This window comes from Sinorhizobium medicae (genome assembly GCF_007827695.1).
Classification (GTDB): domain Bacteria; phylum Pseudomonadota; class Alphaproteobacteria; order Rhizobiales; family Rhizobiaceae; genus Sinorhizobium; species Sinorhizobium medicae.
On record NZ_VITA01000007.1, the window covers coordinates 182891 to 202455 of the forward strand.

Here is a 19565-nt window from a genome sequence, read left to right on the forward strand (position 1 = left end):
TGCCGATGGTAATCCGCTCCCTCCTGAATTCCAGCCGGCCCGTAGCCTTTGCCGCAGCGATGCTTTCAGCAGTCGCGCCGGCACTGGCACAGCAACCGATACCGCCAGCGCAGACCGACGAGGGCAGTGCGCAGAAGCGCGGGCGGATCACGCCTTTCAACGGCGCGGCACTACCGGAAGATGGCGAGCGAAAGCCGGCAGCGGCCGGGCCGGAAAAGCCGAAGCCCAGCGATGGCAGTGCGCCTTCGAAGGGCGTCAACGTGATCGATCGCATGGGAGCAGAATTGCCTGATCTTCCTGAGGAGAAACCCTTCACAGGCAAGATCGACGAAGCTTATGGTGCCTTCCAGCGGGGCTATTACCTCACGGCGATGGACCTTGCCTTGCCGCGGGCCCAGCTCGGCGATCCAGCCGCCCAGACGCTCGTCGCGGGAATCCTCGAGCAGGGACTCGGTGTTGCGCGCGACGCCAAGGCCGCCGCCTTCTGGTACGGCCAGGCGGCCACCAATGGCGATCCGGCGGCCATGTTCAAATATGCGCTGATCCTGATGGAAGGCCGCCACGTCAAGCGCGACCGGAAGAAAGCAGACGAGCTCATGAAAAAGGCTGCCGATCTCGGCAATGCCTCGGCTCAGTTCAACTACGGACAAACGCTGGTGGCCGACATGCCCGGCGAGCGCGGCCTGAAGGCCGCCATGCCCTATTACGAGAAATCGGCCGAACAAGGCATTGCGGACGCGCAATATGCGCTGTCCCAGATCTACGTCAATGTCGACGGCGTCGAGGACGACAAACGCGCCCGCGCCCGCGAGTGGCTGCTCAGGGCGGCGCGCGCGGGCTATGATACGGCGCAGCTCGACATTGCGATCTGGCTGATAGAAGGGATCGCCGGCGACCGCAACCTCGAAGAGGGCTTTGCCTGGATGAAGCGCGCCGCCGAAAGCGGCAACGTCGTCGCCCAGAACCGACTCTCCCACCTCTATGTGAATGCCATAGGTACGCGTCCGGACCCCGTCGAAGCGGCAAAATGGTACGTCCTGTCGCGCCGGGCCGGCCTCAAAGATGACGCGCTCGAGGATTTCTATCTCGGCCTCAACGAAACGCAGCAGAAGTCGGCGCTCGCGGCGGCCAACAAATACCGCTCGTCCTGAGATGCGTGGGCAGATCCGATCTATTTCTCTTGAACTTCCGGGGTTTTTGTGGTCTTGAAGCCCCGGTTTTCTCCGCGGCCTCCTATTCCTATACCGCCGCGGAAGGAGTGAAATCTCACTCGGTTTTTTGACGACGGTTCCCTTGCCCGCGCTTCGAGCTGCGGCCGGCATGCGCACTGTCAGACAGGTTCAATGTCCGGTCGAGCATCTCGGCTGGCCTTCGCTAGAGGAATCGCCGCATGGCCCGTTCTGCTCTTCTCAATGTCATGGTCCAGGCCGCCTTCAAGGCCGGCAAGTCGCTCGCGCGCGATTTTGGCGAAGTGCAGAACCTGCAGGTGTCCTTGAAAGGACCGGCCGATTTCGTATCGCAGGCGGACCACAAGGCGGAGCGGATCATCCGCGAGGACCTTATGAAGGCCCGCCCGACCTACGGCTTCCTCGGAGAGGAAGGCGAGGAGATCAAGGGAACCGACGGCGCCCACCGCTGGATCGTCGATCCACTCGACGGCACCACCAATTTCCTGCACGGCATCCCGCATTTCGCCATCTCGGTCGCGCTGGAGCGCCAGGGTGAAGTCGTCGGCGCCGTCGTCTTCAACCCGGCCACGGACGAGCTCTACACCGCAGAGCGCGGCGGCGGCGCCTTCCTTAACGACCGGCGTCTGCGCGTCGGCGGGCGCAAGGTGCTCTCGGACGCCGTGATCGGAACCGGTACGCCGCATCTCGGCCGCGGCAATCACGGCAAGCACCTGGTCGAGCTGCGCCACGTCATGGGCGAGGTCGCCGGCATTCGCCGCCTCGGCTCGGCATCGCTCGACCTTGCTTACGTGGCTGCAGGTCGATTCGACGGCTTCTGGGAGCGGGATCTGGCCGCCTGGGACATGGCTGCCGGCACCCTGCTCATCCGCGAGGCCGGCGGCTGGGTCACCGATGCCGAAGGCGGCGGCAGGCCGCTCGAGGCGGGTTCGGTCGTGTGCGGCAACGAACAGATAGCCAAGGCGCTGCGCGAGGTCATCCAGCGTCCGATTCCGTCCAGGTGACGGCATTGCTGCCGTCCCAATTGCGCCGAGGTTTCAGGGCGTGGGAGCACCTCTACCGCGCCGGATGAATTCGATCGCATGCGGCGCGCCTCAAGTCTTTTGTTTTCCCTTCAATTCGGCGCAAACTTCCACTAGTCTCCGGGCCAGTACGGATGGCCTTCGGCCATCGGCGGCACCGCTCCTCTTTCCTCGTCGATTTAGGAGTGTTGCGGCAAATTCAGAGTGTTGCGGCCGCCCTCTTGTTCGTCGGACAGGCGCGGAAACCGCCGCAGAACCGGGAGACTGGCGAACTTATGGCGAAACTGAACCTGGCCGGGTGGCGTGATCGCGAAGACTTGGAGGAGGACTACGGTCCTCACAAGCTTTCGAGCCCAATGCCCTATTTCTGGACGATGGTCCTTTTCCTGATCATCGTGGGATTTGTCGCCGCAATCCTCTTCCGCCAGGCCAGCGAGGCTTTCGCCGGCAATCCCGGCCTCAATGGGTTGATCCTGGGCGTGCTTGCGATCGGTATTCTGCTGGCGTTCAACCATGTCCTCAGCCTGAGGCCGGAGGTTCGCTGGTTCAACTCCTTCCGTGCCGCCGGCAGTGCCGACAAGGTTGGACGCGATCCGGTGCTGCTCGCCCCGATGCGGGCCCTGATCGGGGGACGCCAGACGACGGCGATATCGACGGCTGCGCTCCGGTCGATCCTCGATTCCATCGCTGCGCGCCTGGACGAGTCGCGTGACATCACCCGCTATCTTGCCGGTCTCCTCGTTTTCCTGGGCCTGCTCGGTACGTTTTGGGGTCTGCTCGGCACGATCGGCTCCATCAACACCGTCATTCAGTCGCTCGATGCCGGAAGCGGCAGCACCGATGACCTGCTGACCTCGCTGAAGAGCGGTCTTTCGGCGCCTCTCACCGGCATGGGAACGGCTTTCTCCGCCTCGCTCTTCGGTCTTTCCGGCTCGCTCATCGTGGGCTTTCTCGACCTGCAGGCGGGGCGGGCGCAGAATCGTTTCTATACGGAGCTCGAGAACTGGCTCTCCTCGGTGACCGATGTTGGACACGGATTTTCCCAGCCGGGCGAAATGAGCGACGGCGCTCCCGCCGAGGAACTGCGGCGGCTCACCGACCAGCTCGCGCGCATGACCCATGAGGGTGGCGTGAACCAGCGCACCACGGCTGCCATGGCGAGCCTCGCCGAGGGCATTCAGGGCCTTGTCAAGAATATGCGGGGCGAGCAGCAGATGCTGCGCGACTGGATCGAAGCGCAGCAGGAGGAGGCCAAGGCGATGCGCAAGACGCTCGATCGGCTGACCGCGCGCATCGGTCAGGCTGACCGTATCACCGTGCAGACGGAGAAATCCGTGTCTCCGGCGAAACTCAGCCGCATGGAAGACAGCGGAGGAGATTGACCATGGCGCTCTCCCGACGCCGCGAACCGCGGGCTATCAACTACTGGCCGGGTTTCGTGGACGCGCTCTCGACGCTGCTCATGGCAATCATGTTCCTGCTCAGTGTTTTCGTCACTGCACAGTTCCTGCTCGGCAGGGAGATCAGCGGCAAGGACGAGGTGCTGAACCGGCTGAACAGCCAGATCAACGAACTCACCCAGCTCTTGGCCCTCGAGAAAAGCGGCAAACAGGATCTCGAGGATTCGCTTGCCAATCTTCAGGCTTCGCTTTCACAATCCGAGGGCGAACGGTCACGCCTGCAGGCGCTGCTTGACAGAGGTGCAGGCAGTGCGGAAGTCGCCGATGAAAAGATCGGCCGGCTCGGATCGGAGCTCGAAAACGAGCGGCAGGTCAGTGCAAGGGCAATGAGCCAGATCGAACTCTTGAACCAGCAGATCGCGGCGCTCCGCAGCCAGATCGCCGCCATCGAGGGCGCCCTCCAGGCATCGGAGGCGAAGGACGAGGCCTCTCAGGCCAAGATCTCCGATCTCGGCCGCAGGCTGAACGTTGCGCTGGCACAGCGTGTTCAGGAGCTCAATCGCTACCGTTCGGACTTCTTCGGCCGGCTGAGGGAAATTCTCTCCGATCGCGAAAATATCCGCATCGTCGGCGATCGTTTCGTCTTTCAGTCGGAAGTGCTCTTTCCTTCGGGCGGCAACGAGCTCAACCCTGAAGGCCAGGCTGAGATGACGAAGCTTGCGGCAGCGATTCTCGACCTTGCCAGGGAGATTCCGGCGGAGATCAACTGGGTCCTGCGCGTGGACGGCCACACGGACGATGTTCAGCTTTCGGGAATAGGCCGCTTCCGTGACAATTGGGAATTGTCGTCGGCGCGAGCGACCTCCGTCGTCAAATTCCTGATCTCGAAAGGGGTTCCGGCGGACCGGCTGGTGGCGGCTGGCTTTGGCGAATACCAGCCCATTGCGCCTGGCGACACCCAGGAAGCACGCGCGCAGAATCGTCGTATCGAGCTCAAGCTAACAGAAAAATAAGATCACGGAGAAACAGGCGCGGGCGAACCGACGAACAGCGCTTCTGCGCCGTGATCGAACTGGAGCCGCGCAAGCTTCGCATAAAGCCCGCCCTGGCGGATCAGGGACTCGTGGGTGCCTTCCTCGACGATGCGGCCATGTTCCATCACCAGGATGCGGTCCGCCTTGAGAACGGTCGCGAGCCTATGGGCGATGACGAGCGTCGTGCGCTCCTTCATCAGGCCGTCAAGCGCCTTTTGCACCAGCGTCTCGCTTTCCGCATCCAGCGCCGAGGTGGCCTCGTCGAGAAGAAGGATGGGAGCGTCTTTCAGGATGGCGCGCGCGATGGCTATGCGCTGGCGCTGGCCGCCTGAAAGGGTCACCCCGCGCTCGCCGACCAGCGTGTCGTAGCCGTGATCAAGCCTGCCGATGAACTCTTCGGCCTGCGCCGCGACAGCGGCTGCGCGCACCGCTTCGCGGCTTGCGTCCGGCACGCCGAACGCGATGTTGTCGTGCACCGAGGTGGCGAAGATGGTCACGTCCTGGGGCACGATCGCTAGTCTCTCACGCAGTTCTTCGGGATCGACGGCGCGCACATCCGTACCGTCGACGCGGATGGTGCCCTTTGCCGGGTCGTAGTAACGCAGGAGCATCGAGAAGACCGTGCTCTTGCCGGCGCCGGATGGGCCGACGATGGCTACCGTCTCGCCCGGCCTTATCGCAAAGCTCAGGCCCCGGAGACTCTTGTAATCCGGCCGGGCGGGATAGGCGAAGTGCACGTCGTCGAACTCGACCGCCCCTGTCGCAGGTGCGGGCATTGCGACCGGACACTCCGGCGCGCGAATTTCAGGGACTTCGCTCAGAAGCTCGTTCAGGCGTTCGGCGGCGCCCGCCGCCTGTGAGAGTTCGCCCCAGACCTCCGACAGCGCGCCGAGACTGCCCGCCGCGAAAACGGAGTAGAGCAGGAACTGACCGAGAGTACCGGCGGAAAGCGAGCCTGAGAGGACGTCCCTTGCGCCGAACCAGAGCACGGCGACGACGCTTCCGAAGATCATCGTGATGGCAAAGGCGGTCAGCACCGAGCGCGCTTTTGTTGCAGCGCGGGCGGCACGATAGGCGGCCTCCACCGAGTTGCCGAAGCGCAAACGCGCGCTCTCCACACCGTTGAAAGCCTGCACCGTACGGGTGGCGGCGATCGTTTCGCCGGCATAGGCGGAAGCCGCCGCAAGCATATCCTGCGCTTCGCGGGAGCGCCGGCGTACCGAGCGGCCGAAGCCGACGAGCGGAAAGACTATGACGGGGATCGCGGCGAGCACCAGGCTCGAAAGCTTCGGGCTCGTATAGACCATCATGCCCATAGCGCCGAGACAGAGGATGAGGTTGCGCAGCGCCACCGATGCCGTCGCGCCCACCGCCGATTTGATCTGTGTCGTGTCGGCAGTCAGCCGCGATACGATCTCACCGGACTGATTGACGTCGAAGAAGGATGCCGAGAGCTGCATGACGCGTGCGAAGACGTCGCGTCTGAGGTCGGCAACGATGCGCTCGCCCAGCGAGATGACGAAATAGTAGCGGGCGGCGCTGGCAAGGGCGAGGATCACCGCAAGCACCATCAGCATGGAGAAATAGGTGTTGATGAAGCCGGAATCGGAATTGGAGAAGCCGTGGTCTATCATACGGCGAACGGCCATCGGCAATGTCAGCGTCGTAACCGCTGCGGCGGTCAGGGAAAGGCCAGCGCCGATCGCAAGGCCGCGGTAGCGGGCGAGGTAAGGCAGTACGGTTGCGAGCGGGCGGATGGACCTGCGCGCCGGCATTTGAATTTCCTGTTTTGGCACATAGCCCCCCGTTCGCCTGTCACGGGGCCACAACGTCATGCGCCGACCAGGCGCTTATCGCTGTGCGACTGCGACCTGCTGCCGTTCCGGACCGGTGTTGATCCGATGAATCATGCAGAGATCACAAGTCTTCCGCGCGGCACTTGTTATCCCGCAGACCTTCATGTATAGGCACGGCATCGAATTGGGAAGCCGCGGCCCAAGAGCGGTCTGCGGCTTCATTTACGTGTTCGGTCCCAAAGTCGCAATGCCTTGCGACAATTGGACCCTGGAACTCTAGGAAGATTGTTATGAAGGCAGACATCCATCCCGACTACCACACGATCAAGGTGGTGATGACCGACGGCACCGAATACGAAACCCGCTCGACCTGGGGTACGGAAGGTGCGACGATGAACCTGGAAATCGACCCCAAGTCGCATCCGGCCTGGACCGGCGGCAACCAGCAGCTCGTCGATCGCGGCGGCCGCGTCTCCAAGTTCAAGAAGCGCTTCGAAGGCCTCGGCCTCTGATATCAGACGCTCGATTGCATATTGCGAAGCCCGGCATGCCGGGCTTTTTTGTTGGCTGGCATCGCCTTTGCGGCCGCTTTGGCTATTGCGACCTCGCGGTGGTTTTCGCCGGCCCATGTGTGGATCCTCGGGCTTGACCCGAGGATCCAACCGCAAGCATTGCTTTTCTCGCCTGCCCAAAGAAAAAACCCGGCACATGGCCGGGTTTATAATCTCAGCGGCAGGATCGCCTCGCTTCAGTTCGCTCCGAAGGCGGTCTGCAGCAATTTGATCTGCGCCTTCACACCATTCTGATTGTCCGGTACGAAGCTCGTCATTTCCTGTGGCCGATAGATTTCGCGGTCGAGCAGGGCGACGCGATTCTGCAGCCGCAGCGACCGCTCGATCAGGTCGCGGAAGCTTTCCGGCAAGTCGTTCCATCCGGGCGCACTGCGATCGACATTGAAGCTGTCGAGCCGGACTTTGTTCTTTTCCGACAGAACCTGGTCACGGCTCATCTCGCCATTGTTGACGGCGCGCTGCAGAAGGAGCCAGGAAGCCATCTGCATCAGCCGGGTGGTAAGCCGCATCGACTCGGCGGCATAGAGAACGGATGCCATGCGCGGCAGTACCTTTGCTGCGGTGCGGCCGGGACCATCCAGATAGCTCGCCGTTTCCTCGACCAGGCCCATCCCTTCAGAGTAGAGCGCCTTGAACTGCGCCGACGACGCAGCGTGACCGGCGAAACTGACGGTATTCAATCCTCTTTCGGACATGCCTGTATTCCCTGGTTCCAACGCATCACGACTGTCAGGTAACGGGCGGCTCTGGGAAAAGTTTCCTGAGGCCCCTCCATGCTCGAAGAATGATCCCATACCGCATTCCGCGCAAGGGCATTCTTAAGAAAGGGTTAATCTCCACAATTCTTTGGAGCCATGCTGTCGTAAAGCAAAAAAAGAGCCGCGCGAAGCGGCTCTCAAGGTAAAACAGGGAGAAAAATCAGACCATTCGCCAGTCGGTGAAATTGTCTGAGTCCGGAAGGAAACCGGATGATCCTACAATCGCAGATATTGCTTAATATGGAGTTAACCCCTAGAGCGGGATGAGGAAAAGTGTGTGCGGTTTTCCGCCCGCATCCCGCTCTAACTTATTGGAATCGATCATGTTCATGTTCTTAGGTCGATTCGACCTAAGAACATCGTGATCTAGAGCGGGATGAGGAAAAGTGTGTGCGGTTTTCCGCCCGCATCCCGCTCTAACTTGTTGAAATCGATCTCGTTCTTGATTTCAGATCTATCCGAGTTCAACGAAAGAGGCTTTCGGCGGCGGACCGGCTTGCCGATTTGCGGTTCATTTCCGCTTCCAGCCTTGCGATTTCTTGCGTCAGGAGCGCGATGCGCGCGTTCAGTTCATCCACCGAGAGCAGCGAAAGGTCGCTGCCGATCTCGTGCTCGGTCTTCTTCTTCGCTTGGTCCTCGTCAAACAGGCTCATTCGATTTCTCCTCCTCCTGGGGATCGCCGGCGCCTTCCTCCGCCAGTTCCTCCATCGGAGCTGCGCGCGGCGAGAGCTGCAGGCTCTCCGGCGTCGTCGCGGTTCCGGCATTGACCGGCGAGAAGTTTTCCCGATCGGCCGCGGGAACCGGTGCGCGCCGGCGACTGCGGACGATCGCATAGGCAGTGATCAGCATATGCGCACACGCCGTGATCATGAAGAGGCCATAGGGCCCGCTGGCGGTCATTATCGGTCCGCCGATCGTCGGCCCGATGATCGTGCCGACTCCGTAAAGAAGCAGGAGCCCGCCCGAAACCTTCACGAAATCCTCGGCTGTGGCGAAGTCGTTGGCGTGGGAAACAGCGATCGGATAGAGCGCATTGGCGGCCGCCCCGTAGATTGCGATCAGGGTCAGAACGATCCAGACCTGGCTCGGCTCGACGAGAAACATCAGCAGGCCGGCGAGCGCGCCGATCCCGGCGAGCGCGGCGAGCACATAGCGGCGGTCGACGCGGTCGGAGATGCGGCCGGCCGGCAGTTGCATGACGGCGCCCGAGAAGATCGCGACGCTCATCATCGCAGCGACGGTGCTGTCCGACAGGCCCGCCTGCCGGCCGAAAACGGCACCCAGCGTGCCGAAGGCGCCGTTGGCGATGCCGATGAGCAGGATGCCGAGAAAGGAGACCGGGGAATTGCTGTAGAGACCGCGCAGATCGAGGCGGACCTGCTTCAGCGGCTGCGGCGACGCGGCCCTGGACATGAGCGTCGGCAGCATCGCGACGCAATAGAGAATGCCGCAGATCATAAAGAAGAAAGTCGTGGAGGTCTCGCCGAACGGAATCATCATCTGCCCGCCGACGACGCCGAAAAGGGTGATGGCGATGTAGAGCGAGAAGATCAGGCCGCGGCTCTCATTGGTGGCGCGCTCGTTCAGCCAGCTTTCGATGATCATCGAAGTTCCGGCAGTGGAGAAGCCTGTGACTGCGCGGAGCGCCAACCACCAGATCGGATCGATCAGAATACCCGTCAACAACGAAACGATAGCGATCAGGGCGGTGAACACGCTGAAGGCGCGCACGTGCCCAATACGCTTGACGATGTTCGGCGCAAAAAAGCAGCCGAGCACGAAACCGGTTGCCCACAGCGTGCCGAACAGACCGAGTATCGTCGTCGGATAGCCTTCCGCCGTGCCGCGCACCGGCAGGAGCAGGCCCTGCAGACCGTTTCCGAGAAAGAGAAACAATGTGCCGAGAAGCAGAGCGGCAACGGGAAGCAGGTTATTTCTCATGATCCATCCGACGTTCTGCCCTGGACAAGCTGTGACGCGTATCGCCCTGCCGAGGGAAATCGATACCACCGGTCATTGCAAATCGGCGGCGAAAACAATAGCCCTCTATGCGACGAAAAGTGACGTCCGTATGGCGTCGCTCACATTGCGGCGGATCTTCCCGGAAATGAGCAGATGTCAAAGGCACTAACGCTTCTCCTGCTGCTGGCCATGTGCGTCCAGGTGATCAAGCCGCTCGGCTGCCCGGGCCTCCGGCAGCGCCGCGATTTCTGGAAGATTGCCGTCCTTGCCATCGTCGTGATGATGCTCACGGTGCTCGTGCGCCCCTGAAGAAGCCGGGGTGCTTCCGCTGGACGCACGCTGCTGCGCGTCCGGCATTCCCGGCAGCATCGCGCAGCTTTGCGTTCCTTTAGAAACAGCACCTTGCGGAACGGCCACTTATCTTCACGGCCAAAACGACGCGAGTCTCCGCACGACATTATGGCAGGAAAAGGTTAAATTACCGTGCTCGGCTACAAGATGAAATTCGAGGCTCTGTTGGAACGCCGTCTCACTGCCATTCTCGCCGCCGATGTGGTGGGCTATAGCCGCCTGATGGGTGCGGATGAGGCCGGCACGCTCGCGGCGCTGAAGCGGCATCGACGCGAGTTGCTGGAGCCGAAGATCGCCGAGCACAAGGGCCGCATCGTCAAGCTGGCGGGAGACAGCTTCCTGGTAGAATTTTCGAGCGTTGTGAACGCGGTCGCCTGCGCCGTCGCAATCCAGCGCGGCATGGTTTCCTGCAACGAAGGTCTGCCGAAAAGCAGGCGTATCGAACTCAGGATCGGCATCCATCTCGGCGACGTGATCGTTGAGGACGGCGACATCTTCGGCGATGGCGTCAACGTCGCTGCGCGGCTCGAAGGGCTTGCCGACCCGTCCGGCATCGCCGTTTCGGCCTCCGTGCGCGACCATGTCGGCTCGAGACTCGATGTCGGCTTCGTCGACAAGGGCGAATACAGTCTGAAGAACATCGCGCCGACAATTCGCGTCTACACGGTTTCTCTCGGCGCGCATCCGGTCGCAAAGGGTTCGGAACCGGCCGGTGTCGTTGACCGTGGCTACGAATTGTCCATCGCCGTCCTGCCCTTCACCAATATGAGCCATGATCCCGAGCAGGAATACTTCTCCGACGGCATCACCGAGGACGTCATCACCGATCTTTCGAAGGTTGCGCGGCTGCACGTCGTCGCCCGCAACACCGTCTTCACCTACAAGGGCAAGGCAGTGAAGGTGAAACAGATCGCCCACGAACTCGGCGTGCGCTTCATTCTCGAAGGTAGCGTACGCAAGGCGGGCGAACGCGTGCGCATCACCGGCCAGCTGATCGACGCCCAGACCGGCGGGCATCTGTGGGCGGACCGTTACGATCGCGACCTGACCGACATTTTCGCGATCCAGGACGAGATCACGCACGCGATCGTCAACCAGCTCAAGATAAAGCTCCTGCCGGAGGAAAAGAAGGCGATCGAAAGCGATCCCACGACTTCCGTCGAGGCCTATACCTACTATCTCCGGGGACGCCAGTTCTCACATACCTGGACAAAGCCCTATCTGCTTCTCGCCCGCCGGATGTTCCTCAAGGCTGTCGAGCTCGATCCGAACTACGCTCGTGCCTATGCGGGAATCGCCGAATGCGAATGTGCGATCAGGGACTGGCACGAAAAGGAGTTCCCGCTGAAGAGCATTCTCGACATGAGCGCCAAGGCGCTCGCGCTGGATCCGAATCTGGCGGAAGCGCACGCCTCGCGCGGGCTTGCATTGAACCACGACGGCCAAACGGAGGAAGCGAGCCGTGAGTTCCGTCAGGCTCTCGCGCTGGATCCTTCGCTCTATGAGGCAAATCTCTATTATGGCCGTTTCCTGTTCGCGCAGGGTCGATTCCAGGAAGCAATCGGCTTTTTCGAGCGCGCGGCGGAGATCAGGTCGGACGACTATTTTTCGCCGATCCATCTGATGGGTTGCCATCTCTCGCTCGGTAGGGAAGCCGAGCGCCAGCGTTGGGCACGGATCGGCATCGAGCGGGCGACAAGAGCGCTGGAGCGGAATCCGGAAAATGCCAGTCCGGCCCATCGCGGCGCATTGGCGCTCGCGCATATGGGTGAGGCCGAACGCGCGAAGGAATGGGTTTCCCGAGCACTTGCGACCGATCCCGACGATGTGGTCGCGCAGTACAATGCAGCATGCGTCTATGCGCTCCTCGGTGAGGGCGAGCGTGCGCTGGAGCTGCTGGAGACAGTGGTGCCGCAGAGCTCCAGCTATCATGTCCTATGGTTCAATCAGGACCCGGACCTGGATCTCATACGCGACGATCCCCGCTTCCGCGCGCTCCTCGACGCGCTCGGAGACTGCAACGCCGCAGGGCCCTGACGAGCGACCGCCTCTGCGCGTCCGAAGGACTCCCGGGGTGCTGCGAACATCAGACCTCGATCACGCCGCGCATCGCCGTCACGCAGTCGCCCGAGATGCTGACCTCGCGAATGGCGCCGCCTCGCTTGCCGACAGCGATGGCAATGATGCTGCGTCGCCCCATTTCCACACCCTGTTCAATGACGAGTTCGACCTTTGCGTCGGCATCGGGAAGCAGTGAGACGAGATAGGCACCGAGCGCCGCCGAAGCGCTGCCGGTCGCCGGGTCTTCGATGACGTTGTCGAGGGGCGCGAACATGCGCGCTCTCACATACCAGGGCCGCTCGAGCGTGCGGGCATAAAGGAACAGGCTGAAGCTGTCTTCTGCGAGCGGATAGCGGGTATTCGCCTCTTCGAAGGCGGAGACGTTCGGCCGCGCCTTCGAAAGAACGGCCAGGTCGCGCACCTCCGCGACGGCGAAGGGCAACCCCACCGAAATGCGCACCGGCCGGTGAGCCCGTTCGCTGAGCTCGTCACTGCGCAGCGAAGCGCTGGCGGCAATCACCGCTGGGTCGATGGCGGGGCCGATCTGCAGTGTCTGCGGGGCGATAATCCTTGCGCCGCTGACAACGCCTTCATTGCCGAGGAGCGTCACCTCGACCAGGCCCGCCTTTTCCTCGAAACGCAACGCCTGGCCGGGCTTGCGGCCGAAGATTTCCTGCTGCCGGCCAAGAACGAAGGCCGTGCCGACATTCGGATGACCGGCGAAAGGCACTTCGGTCGTGGGCGTGAAGATGCGAACGCGTGCGGTATTCTCCGGATTTTCAGGCGGCAGGACGAAGGTGACTTCGGAATAGGCGAATTCGGTGGCGATCGCCTGCATCTGCGCATCGCTCAAACCGCGGGCATCGGGAATGACGGCAAGCTGATTGCCGGCGAAACGTTCGGCTGTGAAGACGTCGACGGTGGCATAGGAGACGCTGCTCATGAAAGCCTCGTGATCGATTTCAAAGAGTTGAGACGCGGGATGCGGGCGGAAAGCCGCACACGCTTTTCCTCATCCCGCTCTGGATCGGAAACGATACAGATGTAGAAATGCCGGCACTCCACACGAACGAAGAACTTGTCTCCCTGACAATTACTTGTCCGAAAAAGGTAGAGGTCCGGCGGCATCGCTGCCGCCGGACCTCTCCTCTCTCCCTCTTACCGGTATCTTTTCGCTCAGGCAGCCCTCTCGAAGTCCTTCGTCCAGCTACCCTTTGCAGCCAGGCTGCACATCTTGGCCCGGTGGGTGAAGGCGCGCTGGCCGGCGGCGACGTTTTCCGCCTTGCCGCCCCAGGCATTGAGCGCCTCCTGCTGTAGCGCCCGGCCATAGGAGAAGGTGAGTTTCCACGGCAGATCGTGGGCAGCGTTCATTGCCGAGAGATGGGCCGTCGCCTCTTCCGTCGATTGGCCGCCGGAGAGGAAGGCGATGCCGGGGACGGCGGCCGGCACGGTGCGTTTCAGGATCTTGATGGTGCGTTCCGCCACCTCGTCGACTGAGGCTTTGCGCGCCTTCTTGCCGTCGATCACCATGCTCGGCTTCAGTATCATGCCCTCGAGCTTGACGCGAAGTTCGCCCAGCTCCTCGAAGACGGTGCGCAGGGTCCATTCGGTGACTTCTTCCGAGCGCTCGATCGAGTGGTCGCCGGGGGCGCCGTCCATAAGCACTTCCGGCTCGACGATCGGCACGATCTTCGCTTCCTGGCAGAGCGCCGCATAGCGGGCGAGCGCATGGGCATTTGCCCTGATCGCGCCCCGGCTCGGCAAGGCGTTGGAAATCGCGATCACACCGCGCCATTTGGCGAAACGGGCGCCGGCTTCATGGTATTTGGCGAGCCGGGCGGCGAGCCCATCGAGGCCCTCGGTGATGGTTTCGTTCGGGAAATGTGCCATCGGCTTGGCACCGGCATCGACCTTGATGCCGGGGATCGAATCCGCCTTGCGGATGATGTCGACCAGCGACGTGCCGTCGGCGGCGTTCTGGAACAGGGTTTCCTCATAAAGAATGACGCCGGAGATATAGTCGCGCATCGCATCGTCGGCGCGCAGCAGCATCTCGCGGTAGTCGCGGCGGGACGTCTCTGTCGATTCCAGGCCGATGCCGTCGAAGCGCTTCTTGATCGTTGCGGTTGACTCGTCGGCAGCGAGCAGGCCCCGGCCATTGGCGACCATGGCAACCGCGATATCTTCCAGTCTTTCGCTCATATTTATCTCCTACGAACAACGCTGGTCCCAATGGACCAGCGGATGAAACAAGTTTTCGGCCGGAGGCGCGAAAGCGTCCTCGCGCCGCAGGAACGAAGGCGCGTTAACAGAAGATACCGTGCGGGAAAATGGCAGTAAAATGGGCTAAAACGATTTAAATAATTTTAATCGTTTGAAATATCAGAATCTTTTTGGTTGGTTCTGTCTTGTTGCATACAGGCGTCGCGAGCTTCTCAGCGGCTTGCGTTTCGAGTTGGTCGTGAGGCGCTCCGCATCCTCTGATGCGGAGCCGTGCACAAGGGCGGCTTCCCCTGAGCGTCACCTCTGCTGCTTGAGAATATCGACGCCCGGCAGGGGCTTGCCCTCCATCCATTCGAGGAAGGCGCCGCCGGCTGTCGACACATAGGTAAAGTCGTCAGCCACCTCGGCATGATTGAGTGCCGCAACGGTATCGCCGCCACCGGCGACCGAAACGAGCGAGCCGGAGCGCGTGCGGGCTGCCGCATGTTTCGCCGCCGCCACGGTCGCCTTGTCGAAGGGTGTGATCTCGAAGGCGCCGAGCGGGCCGTTCCATACGAGGGTTTCGGCGCGCGAGATCCATTCGTTGATCGCGTCGATCGACTTCGGACCGACGTCGAGCATCATGGCGTCGGCAGGGATGGCCTTGACGTCGACGACCTCATTGTCGGCGCCGGCCTTGAATTCACGGGCGACAACCCCGTCCACCGGAAGCACGATCGCGCATCCCGCCTCCGAGGCGGCCGCGAGGATGGCCTTGGCGGTTTCCGCAAGGTCGTGCTCGCAGAGAGACTTCCCGACATCCACGCCTTGCGCGGCGAGAAAGGTGTTGGCCATCCCGCCGCCGATGACCAGCGCATCGACCTTCTTCACGAGATTCTGCAAAAGGTCGATCTTGGTAGAGACCTTGGCGCCGCCGACGATCGCGACGACTGGACGCTGCGGATTGCCGAGCCCCTTCTCCAGCGCTTCCAGCTCCGCCTGCATGGTGCGGCCTGCATAGGCGGGAAGATGCTGGGCCAGACCCTCGGTGGAGGCGTGCGCGCGATGGGCGGCGGAGAAGGCGTCGTTGACGTAGATGTCGCCATTGGCGGCGAGCGCCGTGACGAAGGCCGGATCATTCTTCTCCTCGCCCTTGTGGAATCGGGTGTTCTCGAGGAGCAGGACTTCGCCGTCATTCAAATCGGCAATCGCATTGGCGGCTTTGTCGCCGATGCAGTCGGGCGCGAAATAGACCCGCTGGTCGAGGATCTCCTCGACGGCGGAGGCGATTGTCTTCAGCGACATGTCGGCGACCGGTTCGCCCTTCGGCCGCCCGAAATGTGCGAGCAGGACGACTTTCGCACCCTTTTCGGAGAGCTCGCGGATGGTCGGCGCCACGCGCTCGATGCGGGTGGTGTCGGTCACCTGACCGTCCTTGACCGGCACGTTCAGGTCGACGCGCACGAGGACGCGCTTGCCGGCGATGTCGGTCAGATCGTCGAGAGTCTTGAAAGTCATCAGATGGTCTCCGGTGATAGTCGCTGGAACAGGGTAGGGTAGTCGATGACGAGGCCGTGCTCGTCCACCGGCAGCTCGGCCGTGAAGCTGCGATCCGCCGCCTCGTAGCGATAGAGCCTGCCGTCGTCGAGGCAAGTGTAAAGCTGGCCGTCGACCGTCGGCTCGAAGCTGTCGAAGGGCACGTAGAGCATGTTCAGCCTGGCCGTCCCGGATTGCCGGGTAAGGCCCAGGCGGCGGATCGGCAGCGTGTTCGTGAAGGGGGTGCCGGCGAGGTCGATATCGATGCAGCCATCGAATTGCGGCAAGGCCGTTCCGTCGGCTCTGCGCCAGTTGCCATGTCCGTCGGACAGGAGGTGCAGCCTCACCCCTTCGGTCGTTTCGATGATGAAGGAAAAGACGCGCCAGCCGGCATCGCAGTCGATGCGGTAGCGGACGCCATAGGCCGATCCGCCGCGTTCGCCGATGAGAACGCTCTCGGCGCGGATAGCCGCGCCGAGAGCGTTGTTCAAGGATCTGAGCGTCAGATGCTCAAGCCCTTCCCCCTCGATCGGGCGCCAGCGCACCGTCGTTGAGGAAAGGGCCCGGAACATCGGTCTTAGAGGAGCTTGCCGAGGGCGACCGCCGTATCCGACATACGGTTCGAGAAGCCCCACTCATTGTCGTACCAGGACAGAATCGAAACGAACTTGCCCTCCATCACCTTGGTCTGGTCCATGTGGAAGACCGAAGAATGCGGGTCATGGTTGAAGTCGATCGAAACGTTCGGCTGCAGCGTATAGCCGAGAACGCCCTTGAGCGGTCCGTCGGCGGCAGCCTTGATGGCGGCGTTGACCTCTTCCTTCGTGGTTTCGCGCTTGGCGACGAACTTCAGGTCGACGACCGAGACGTTCGGGGTCGGGACGCGTACGGAGATACCGTCGAGCTTGCCCTTGAGTTCCGGCAGAACGAGGCCGACCGCCTTGGCCGCACCCGTCGAGGTCGGGATCATAGAGAGCGCCGCGGCGCGGGCGCGGTAGAGATCCTTGTGCATCTGGTCGAGCGACGGCTGGTCGTTGGTATAGGAGTGGATCGTGGTCATCATGCCATGATCGATGCCAATCGCGTCGTGGAGCACCTTGGCGACCGGGACCAGGCAGTTGGTCGTGCAGGATGCGTTGGAGATGACGAGATGATCCTTCGTCAGCTTGTCGTGGTTGACGCCGTAGACAACCGTCAGATCCGCGCCGTCGGCCGGAGCCGAGACGATGACGCGCTTGGCGCCGGCTTCCAGGTGAGCGGCGGCCTTGTCGCGGGCGGTGAAGATGCCGGTGCATTCCATCGCGATGTCGACGCCGAGCTCCTTGTGCGGCAGTTCCGCCGGATTGCGGACCGCGGTCACCTTGATCGGCTTACCGTTGTTGATGATGATAGAGTCGCCTTCGACCTTCACGTCGGCCGGGAAGCGGCCGTGGATGGAATCGAAGCGCAGCAGGTGAGCGTTTGTCTCGACCGGGCCCAGATCGTTGATGGCAACGACTTCGATGTCCGTGCGGCCGGATTCGACGATGGCGCGGAGAATGTTGCGGCCGATGCGGCCGAAACCGTTGATGGCGACTTTGACTGTCATATCGGGTCTCTCCCTGTCAGAATGCGTGTGGTGGGAAGGAGGACGCTCTTGCGGCGCCCTCCGGCTTGATCAGGACAGCTTGGCTTCGGCGGACGCAACCACGACTTCCGGCGTAATTCCGAAGTGTTTGTAGAGGTCCTTATAGGGGCCCGAAGCCCCGAAGCTCGACATGCCGATGAAGATACCATCATTGCCGATGAAGTGGTCCCAGCCCTGGCGGATGCCGGCTTCGACGGCGATCTTGACCGGCGACGTGCCGATGATCGCCTGCTGGTAATCCTCGCTCTGCTCCGCAAAGAGCTCGAAGCAGGGAACCGAGACGACGCGTGTCGCGATACCCTTGGCAGTCAGCGTCTGGCAGGCCTTCACGGCGATCTCGACTTCGGAGCCGGTGGCGAAGATCGTGACCTGCGCGTCGCTTGCCGAAATCAGGTCATAGGCGCCGCGGGCGCAGAGGTTCTGTTCCTCGTATTCGGTGCGCACCGCCATGAGGTTCTGGCGGGTAAGCGCAAGACCCGAGGGACGTTTGCGGTTCTCCAGCGCAAGCTGCCAGCATTCGGCGGTCTCGGTCGCATCCGCGGGGCGGAACATCAGGAGGTTAGGGATGGCCCGAAGAGCAGCCATATGCTCGACCGGCTGGTGGGTCGGTCCGTCTTCGCCGAGGCCGATGGAATCGTGTGTCAGCACGTGGATGACGCGGATACCCATGAGGGCGGCCAGGCGGATGGATGGGCGGCAGTAATCCGAGAAGATCAGGAAGCCGCCGGAATAGGGAATGAGACCACCATGCAGCGCCATACCGTTCATCGCGGCCGCCATGCCATGCTCGCGCACGCCGTAGTGAATGTAGCGTCCGGAGAAATCGTCCGGGGTGATGGAGTGGGTCTGGCTCGTCTTGGTGTTGTTGGAGCCGGTCAGGTCGGCCGAGCCGCCGATCGTCTCTGCAAGCACGCCGTTGATCACCTCCAGCGCATCCTCCGAGGCCTTGCGGGTCGCCGGCGAAGGCTTGGTCTCGGCAAGCTTCTGCTTGTAGGCGCTGATCGCCGAGGCGAGGCTGCCTTCGAGTTCGCCGGAGAAGCGGCGGATGAAATGGGCTTTCTTCTCCGCCTCGGCGGCTTCGAGCCGCTCTTCCCATTCCTTGCGTGCCTTGGCCGAACGCAGGCCCGCGATACGCCAGGCATCAAGCACGTCCGAGGGGACCGTGAAAGCTTCGGCCTCCCAGCCGAGCGCCTTGCGGGTGGCTGCGATTTCCTCGGCGCCGAGCGGTGAGCCGTGGACCTTGTGGGTACCGGCCTTGTTCGGCGCGCCGAAGCCGATCACGGTTTTGCAGGCGATCATGGTCGGCTTGTCGGACTTCTGGGCCTCCTCGATCGCGGCGGCGATCGCTTCGGGGTCATGGCCGTTCACGGCGATGGTGTGCCACTTGCAGGCGCGGAAGCGCGCGTGCTGGTCGGTCGAATCGGCAAGCGAGATCGGGCCGTCGATGGAAATATTGTTGTCGTCCCAAAAGACGATCAGCTTGTTTAGCTTCAGATGACCGGCAAGCGCGATGGCTTCCTGGCTCACGCCTTCCATCAGGCAGCCGTCGCCGGCAAGCACATAGGTATAATGCTCCATCAGCTCGCTGCCGAACTCCTCGCGCAGCTTGCGCTCGGCGATCGCCATGCCGACGGAGTTGGCAATGCCCTGGCCGAGCGGACCGGTCGTCGTCTCGATGCCCGCGGCGTGTCCGTATTCCGGGTGGCCTGCCGTGCGCGAACCCAGCTGGCGGAAATTCTTGATCTCGTCGATGGTGATGTCGTCGTAGCCCGTGAGATAGAGCAGCGAATAGAGCAGCATGGATCCGTGGCCGGCCGAAAGCACGAAACGGTCACGGTTCGGCCAGGCGGGGTTTTTCGGATCGAAGCTCAGATAGCGGGTAAACAGCACCGTGGCGATATCGGCGGCGCCCATTGGGAGGCCAGGGTGGCCGGAATTTGCCTTCTCGACGGCGTCCATGGAGAGGAAACGGATTGCATTCGCCATCCGGTCGTGTTTTTCGCGAGAGATCATGACTTTTCCGTTTGCGTTCGGTGGTCAGGGGACGGTCTCTATCC

Annotated in this window: 17 protein-coding genes; 7 read left to right on the forward strand and 10 right to left on the reverse strand. The window is 62.2% G+C overall.

Annotated features, from left to right (window positions below; all coding sequences use genetic code 11):
• Window positions 1-5: 5 nt before the first annotated feature.
• From FB009_RS14465 to FB009_RS14480, 4 genes are all read left to right on the forward strand, one after another.
• Window positions 6-1151, forward strand: a complete 1146-nt coding sequence (locus FB009_RS14465) for a tetratricopeptide repeat protein (protein WP_012066884.1) — start codon at window positions 6-8, stop codon at window positions 1149-1151.
• Window positions 1152-1390: 239 nt separating this feature from the next.
• Window positions 1391-2191, forward strand: coding sequence for an inositol monophosphatase family protein (locus FB009_RS14470; protein ID WP_012066883.1), 801 nt, complete (start codon window positions 1391-1393; stop codon window positions 2189-2191).
• Between the two features lie 293 nt (window positions 2192-2484).
• Window positions 2485-3591, forward strand: coding sequence for a MotA/TolQ/ExbB proton channel family protein (locus tag FB009_RS14475; protein WP_012066882.1), 1107 nt, complete (start codon window positions 2485-2487; stop codon window positions 3589-3591).
• Window positions 3592-3593: 2 nt separating this feature from the next.
• On the forward strand, window positions 3594-4622 hold the full coding sequence (locus FB009_RS14480) for a peptidoglycan -binding protein (protein ID WP_018209410.1): 1029 nt from the start codon (window positions 3594-3596) through the stop codon (window positions 4620-4622).
• Window positions 4623-4624: 2 nt separating this feature from the next.
• Here FB009_RS14480 and FB009_RS14485 read toward each other — a convergent pair whose 3' ends face one another.
• Window positions 4625-6439, reverse strand: coding sequence for an ABC transporter ATP-binding protein/permease (locus FB009_RS14485; RefSeq protein WP_162304018.1), 1815 nt, complete (start codon window positions 6437-6439; stop codon window positions 4625-4627).
• Window positions 6440-6729: 290 nt separating this feature from the next.
• On the opposite strand from FB009_RS14485, the gene rpmE reads away from it, so the two are divergent.
• Window positions 6730-6951 carry a 50S ribosomal protein L31 gene (gene rpmE / locus FB009_RS14490; RefSeq protein WP_010970183.1) on the forward strand — a complete coding sequence of 74 codons (222 nt, stop codon included), beginning with the start codon at window positions 6730-6732 and terminating at the stop codon, window positions 6949-6951.
• A 236-nt stretch (window positions 6952-7187) separates the two neighbouring features.
• On the opposite strand, the gene rcdA is transcribed toward rpmE, so the two are convergent.
• The 3 genes from rcdA to FB009_RS14505 form a co-directional block, all read right to left on the reverse strand.
• Window positions 7188-7706 carry a protease adaptor protein RcdA gene (gene rcdA / locus FB009_RS14495; RefSeq protein WP_012066879.1) on the reverse strand — a complete coding sequence of 173 codons (519 nt, stop codon included), beginning with the start codon at window positions 7704-7706 and terminating at the stop codon, window positions 7188-7190.
• A 527-nt stretch (window positions 7707-8233) separates the two neighbouring features.
• Window positions 8234-8422: a DUF1192 domain-containing protein gene (locus FB009_RS14500; RefSeq protein WP_012066878.1), complete on the reverse strand. Its 189-nt coding sequence runs from the start codon at window positions 8420-8422 to the stop codon at window positions 8234-8236.
• Window positions 8409-9710: an MFS transporter gene (locus FB009_RS14505; RefSeq protein ID WP_012066877.1), complete on the reverse strand. Its 1302-nt coding sequence runs from the start codon at window positions 9708-9710 to the stop codon at window positions 8409-8411. The genes FB009_RS14500 and FB009_RS14505 overlap by 14 nt, the downstream gene beginning before the upstream one ends.
• A 174-nt stretch (window positions 9711-9884) precedes the next feature.
• On the opposite strand from FB009_RS14505, the gene FB009_RS14510 reads away from it, so the two are divergent.
• Together FB009_RS14510 and FB009_RS14515 are read left to right on the forward strand one after the other, a co-directional pair.
• Window positions 9885-10040, forward strand: a complete 156-nt coding sequence (locus tag FB009_RS14510; RefSeq protein WP_012066876.1) for a hypothetical protein — start codon at window positions 9885-9887, stop codon at window positions 10038-10040.
• Window positions 10041-10214: 174 nt separating this feature from the next.
• Window positions 10215-12119, forward strand: a complete 1905-nt coding sequence (locus FB009_RS14515; protein WP_012066875.1) for a TPR end-of-group domain-containing protein — start codon at window positions 10215-10217, stop codon at window positions 12117-12119.
• A 49-nt stretch (window positions 12120-12168) separates the two neighbouring features.
• Here FB009_RS14515 and FB009_RS14520 read toward each other — a convergent pair whose 3' ends face one another.
• The 6 genes from FB009_RS14520 to tkt all read right to left on the reverse strand — a co-directional run bounded on the left by FB009_RS14520 (window position 12169) and on the right by tkt (window position 19521).
• Window positions 12169-13086, reverse strand: a complete 918-nt coding sequence (locus tag FB009_RS14520; RefSeq protein WP_012066874.1) for a PhzF family phenazine biosynthesis protein — start codon at window positions 13084-13086, stop codon at window positions 12169-12171.
• Between the two features lie 233 nt (window positions 13087-13319).
• On the reverse strand, window positions 13320-14345 hold the full coding sequence (locus FB009_RS14530; RefSeq protein ID WP_012066873.1) for a class I fructose-bisphosphate aldolase: 1026 nt from the start codon (window positions 14343-14345) through the stop codon (window positions 13320-13322).
• Between the two features lie 318 nt (window positions 14346-14663).
• Entirely contained in the window at window positions 14664-15863 is a 1200-nt protein-coding gene (locus FB009_RS14535) for a phosphoglycerate kinase (RefSeq protein ID WP_012066872.1), read from the reverse strand.
• On the reverse strand, window positions 15863-16453 hold the full coding sequence (locus tag FB009_RS14540) for a putative glycolipid-binding domain-containing protein (RefSeq protein ID WP_012066871.1): 591 nt from the start codon (window positions 16451-16453) through the stop codon (window positions 15863-15865). Before FB009_RS14540 ends, FB009_RS14535 begins: the two co-directional genes overlap by 1 nt.
• A 5-nt stretch (window positions 16454-16458) precedes the next feature.
• Window positions 16459-17469 (reverse strand): type I glyceraldehyde-3-phosphate dehydrogenase, encoded by a 1011-nt coding sequence (gene gap / locus FB009_RS14545; protein ID WP_018011857.1) that lies wholly within the window; start codon window positions 17467-17469, stop codon window positions 16459-16461.
• A 69-nt stretch (window positions 17470-17538) separates the two neighbouring features.
• The gene (gene tkt / locus FB009_RS14550) at window positions 17539-19521 is read right to left on the reverse strand and encodes a transketolase (protein ID WP_024310980.1); all 1983 of its coding nucleotides are present in this window, start codon (window positions 19519-19521) and stop codon (window positions 17539-17541) included.
• Between the last annotated feature and the right edge of the window lie 44 nt (window positions 19522-19565).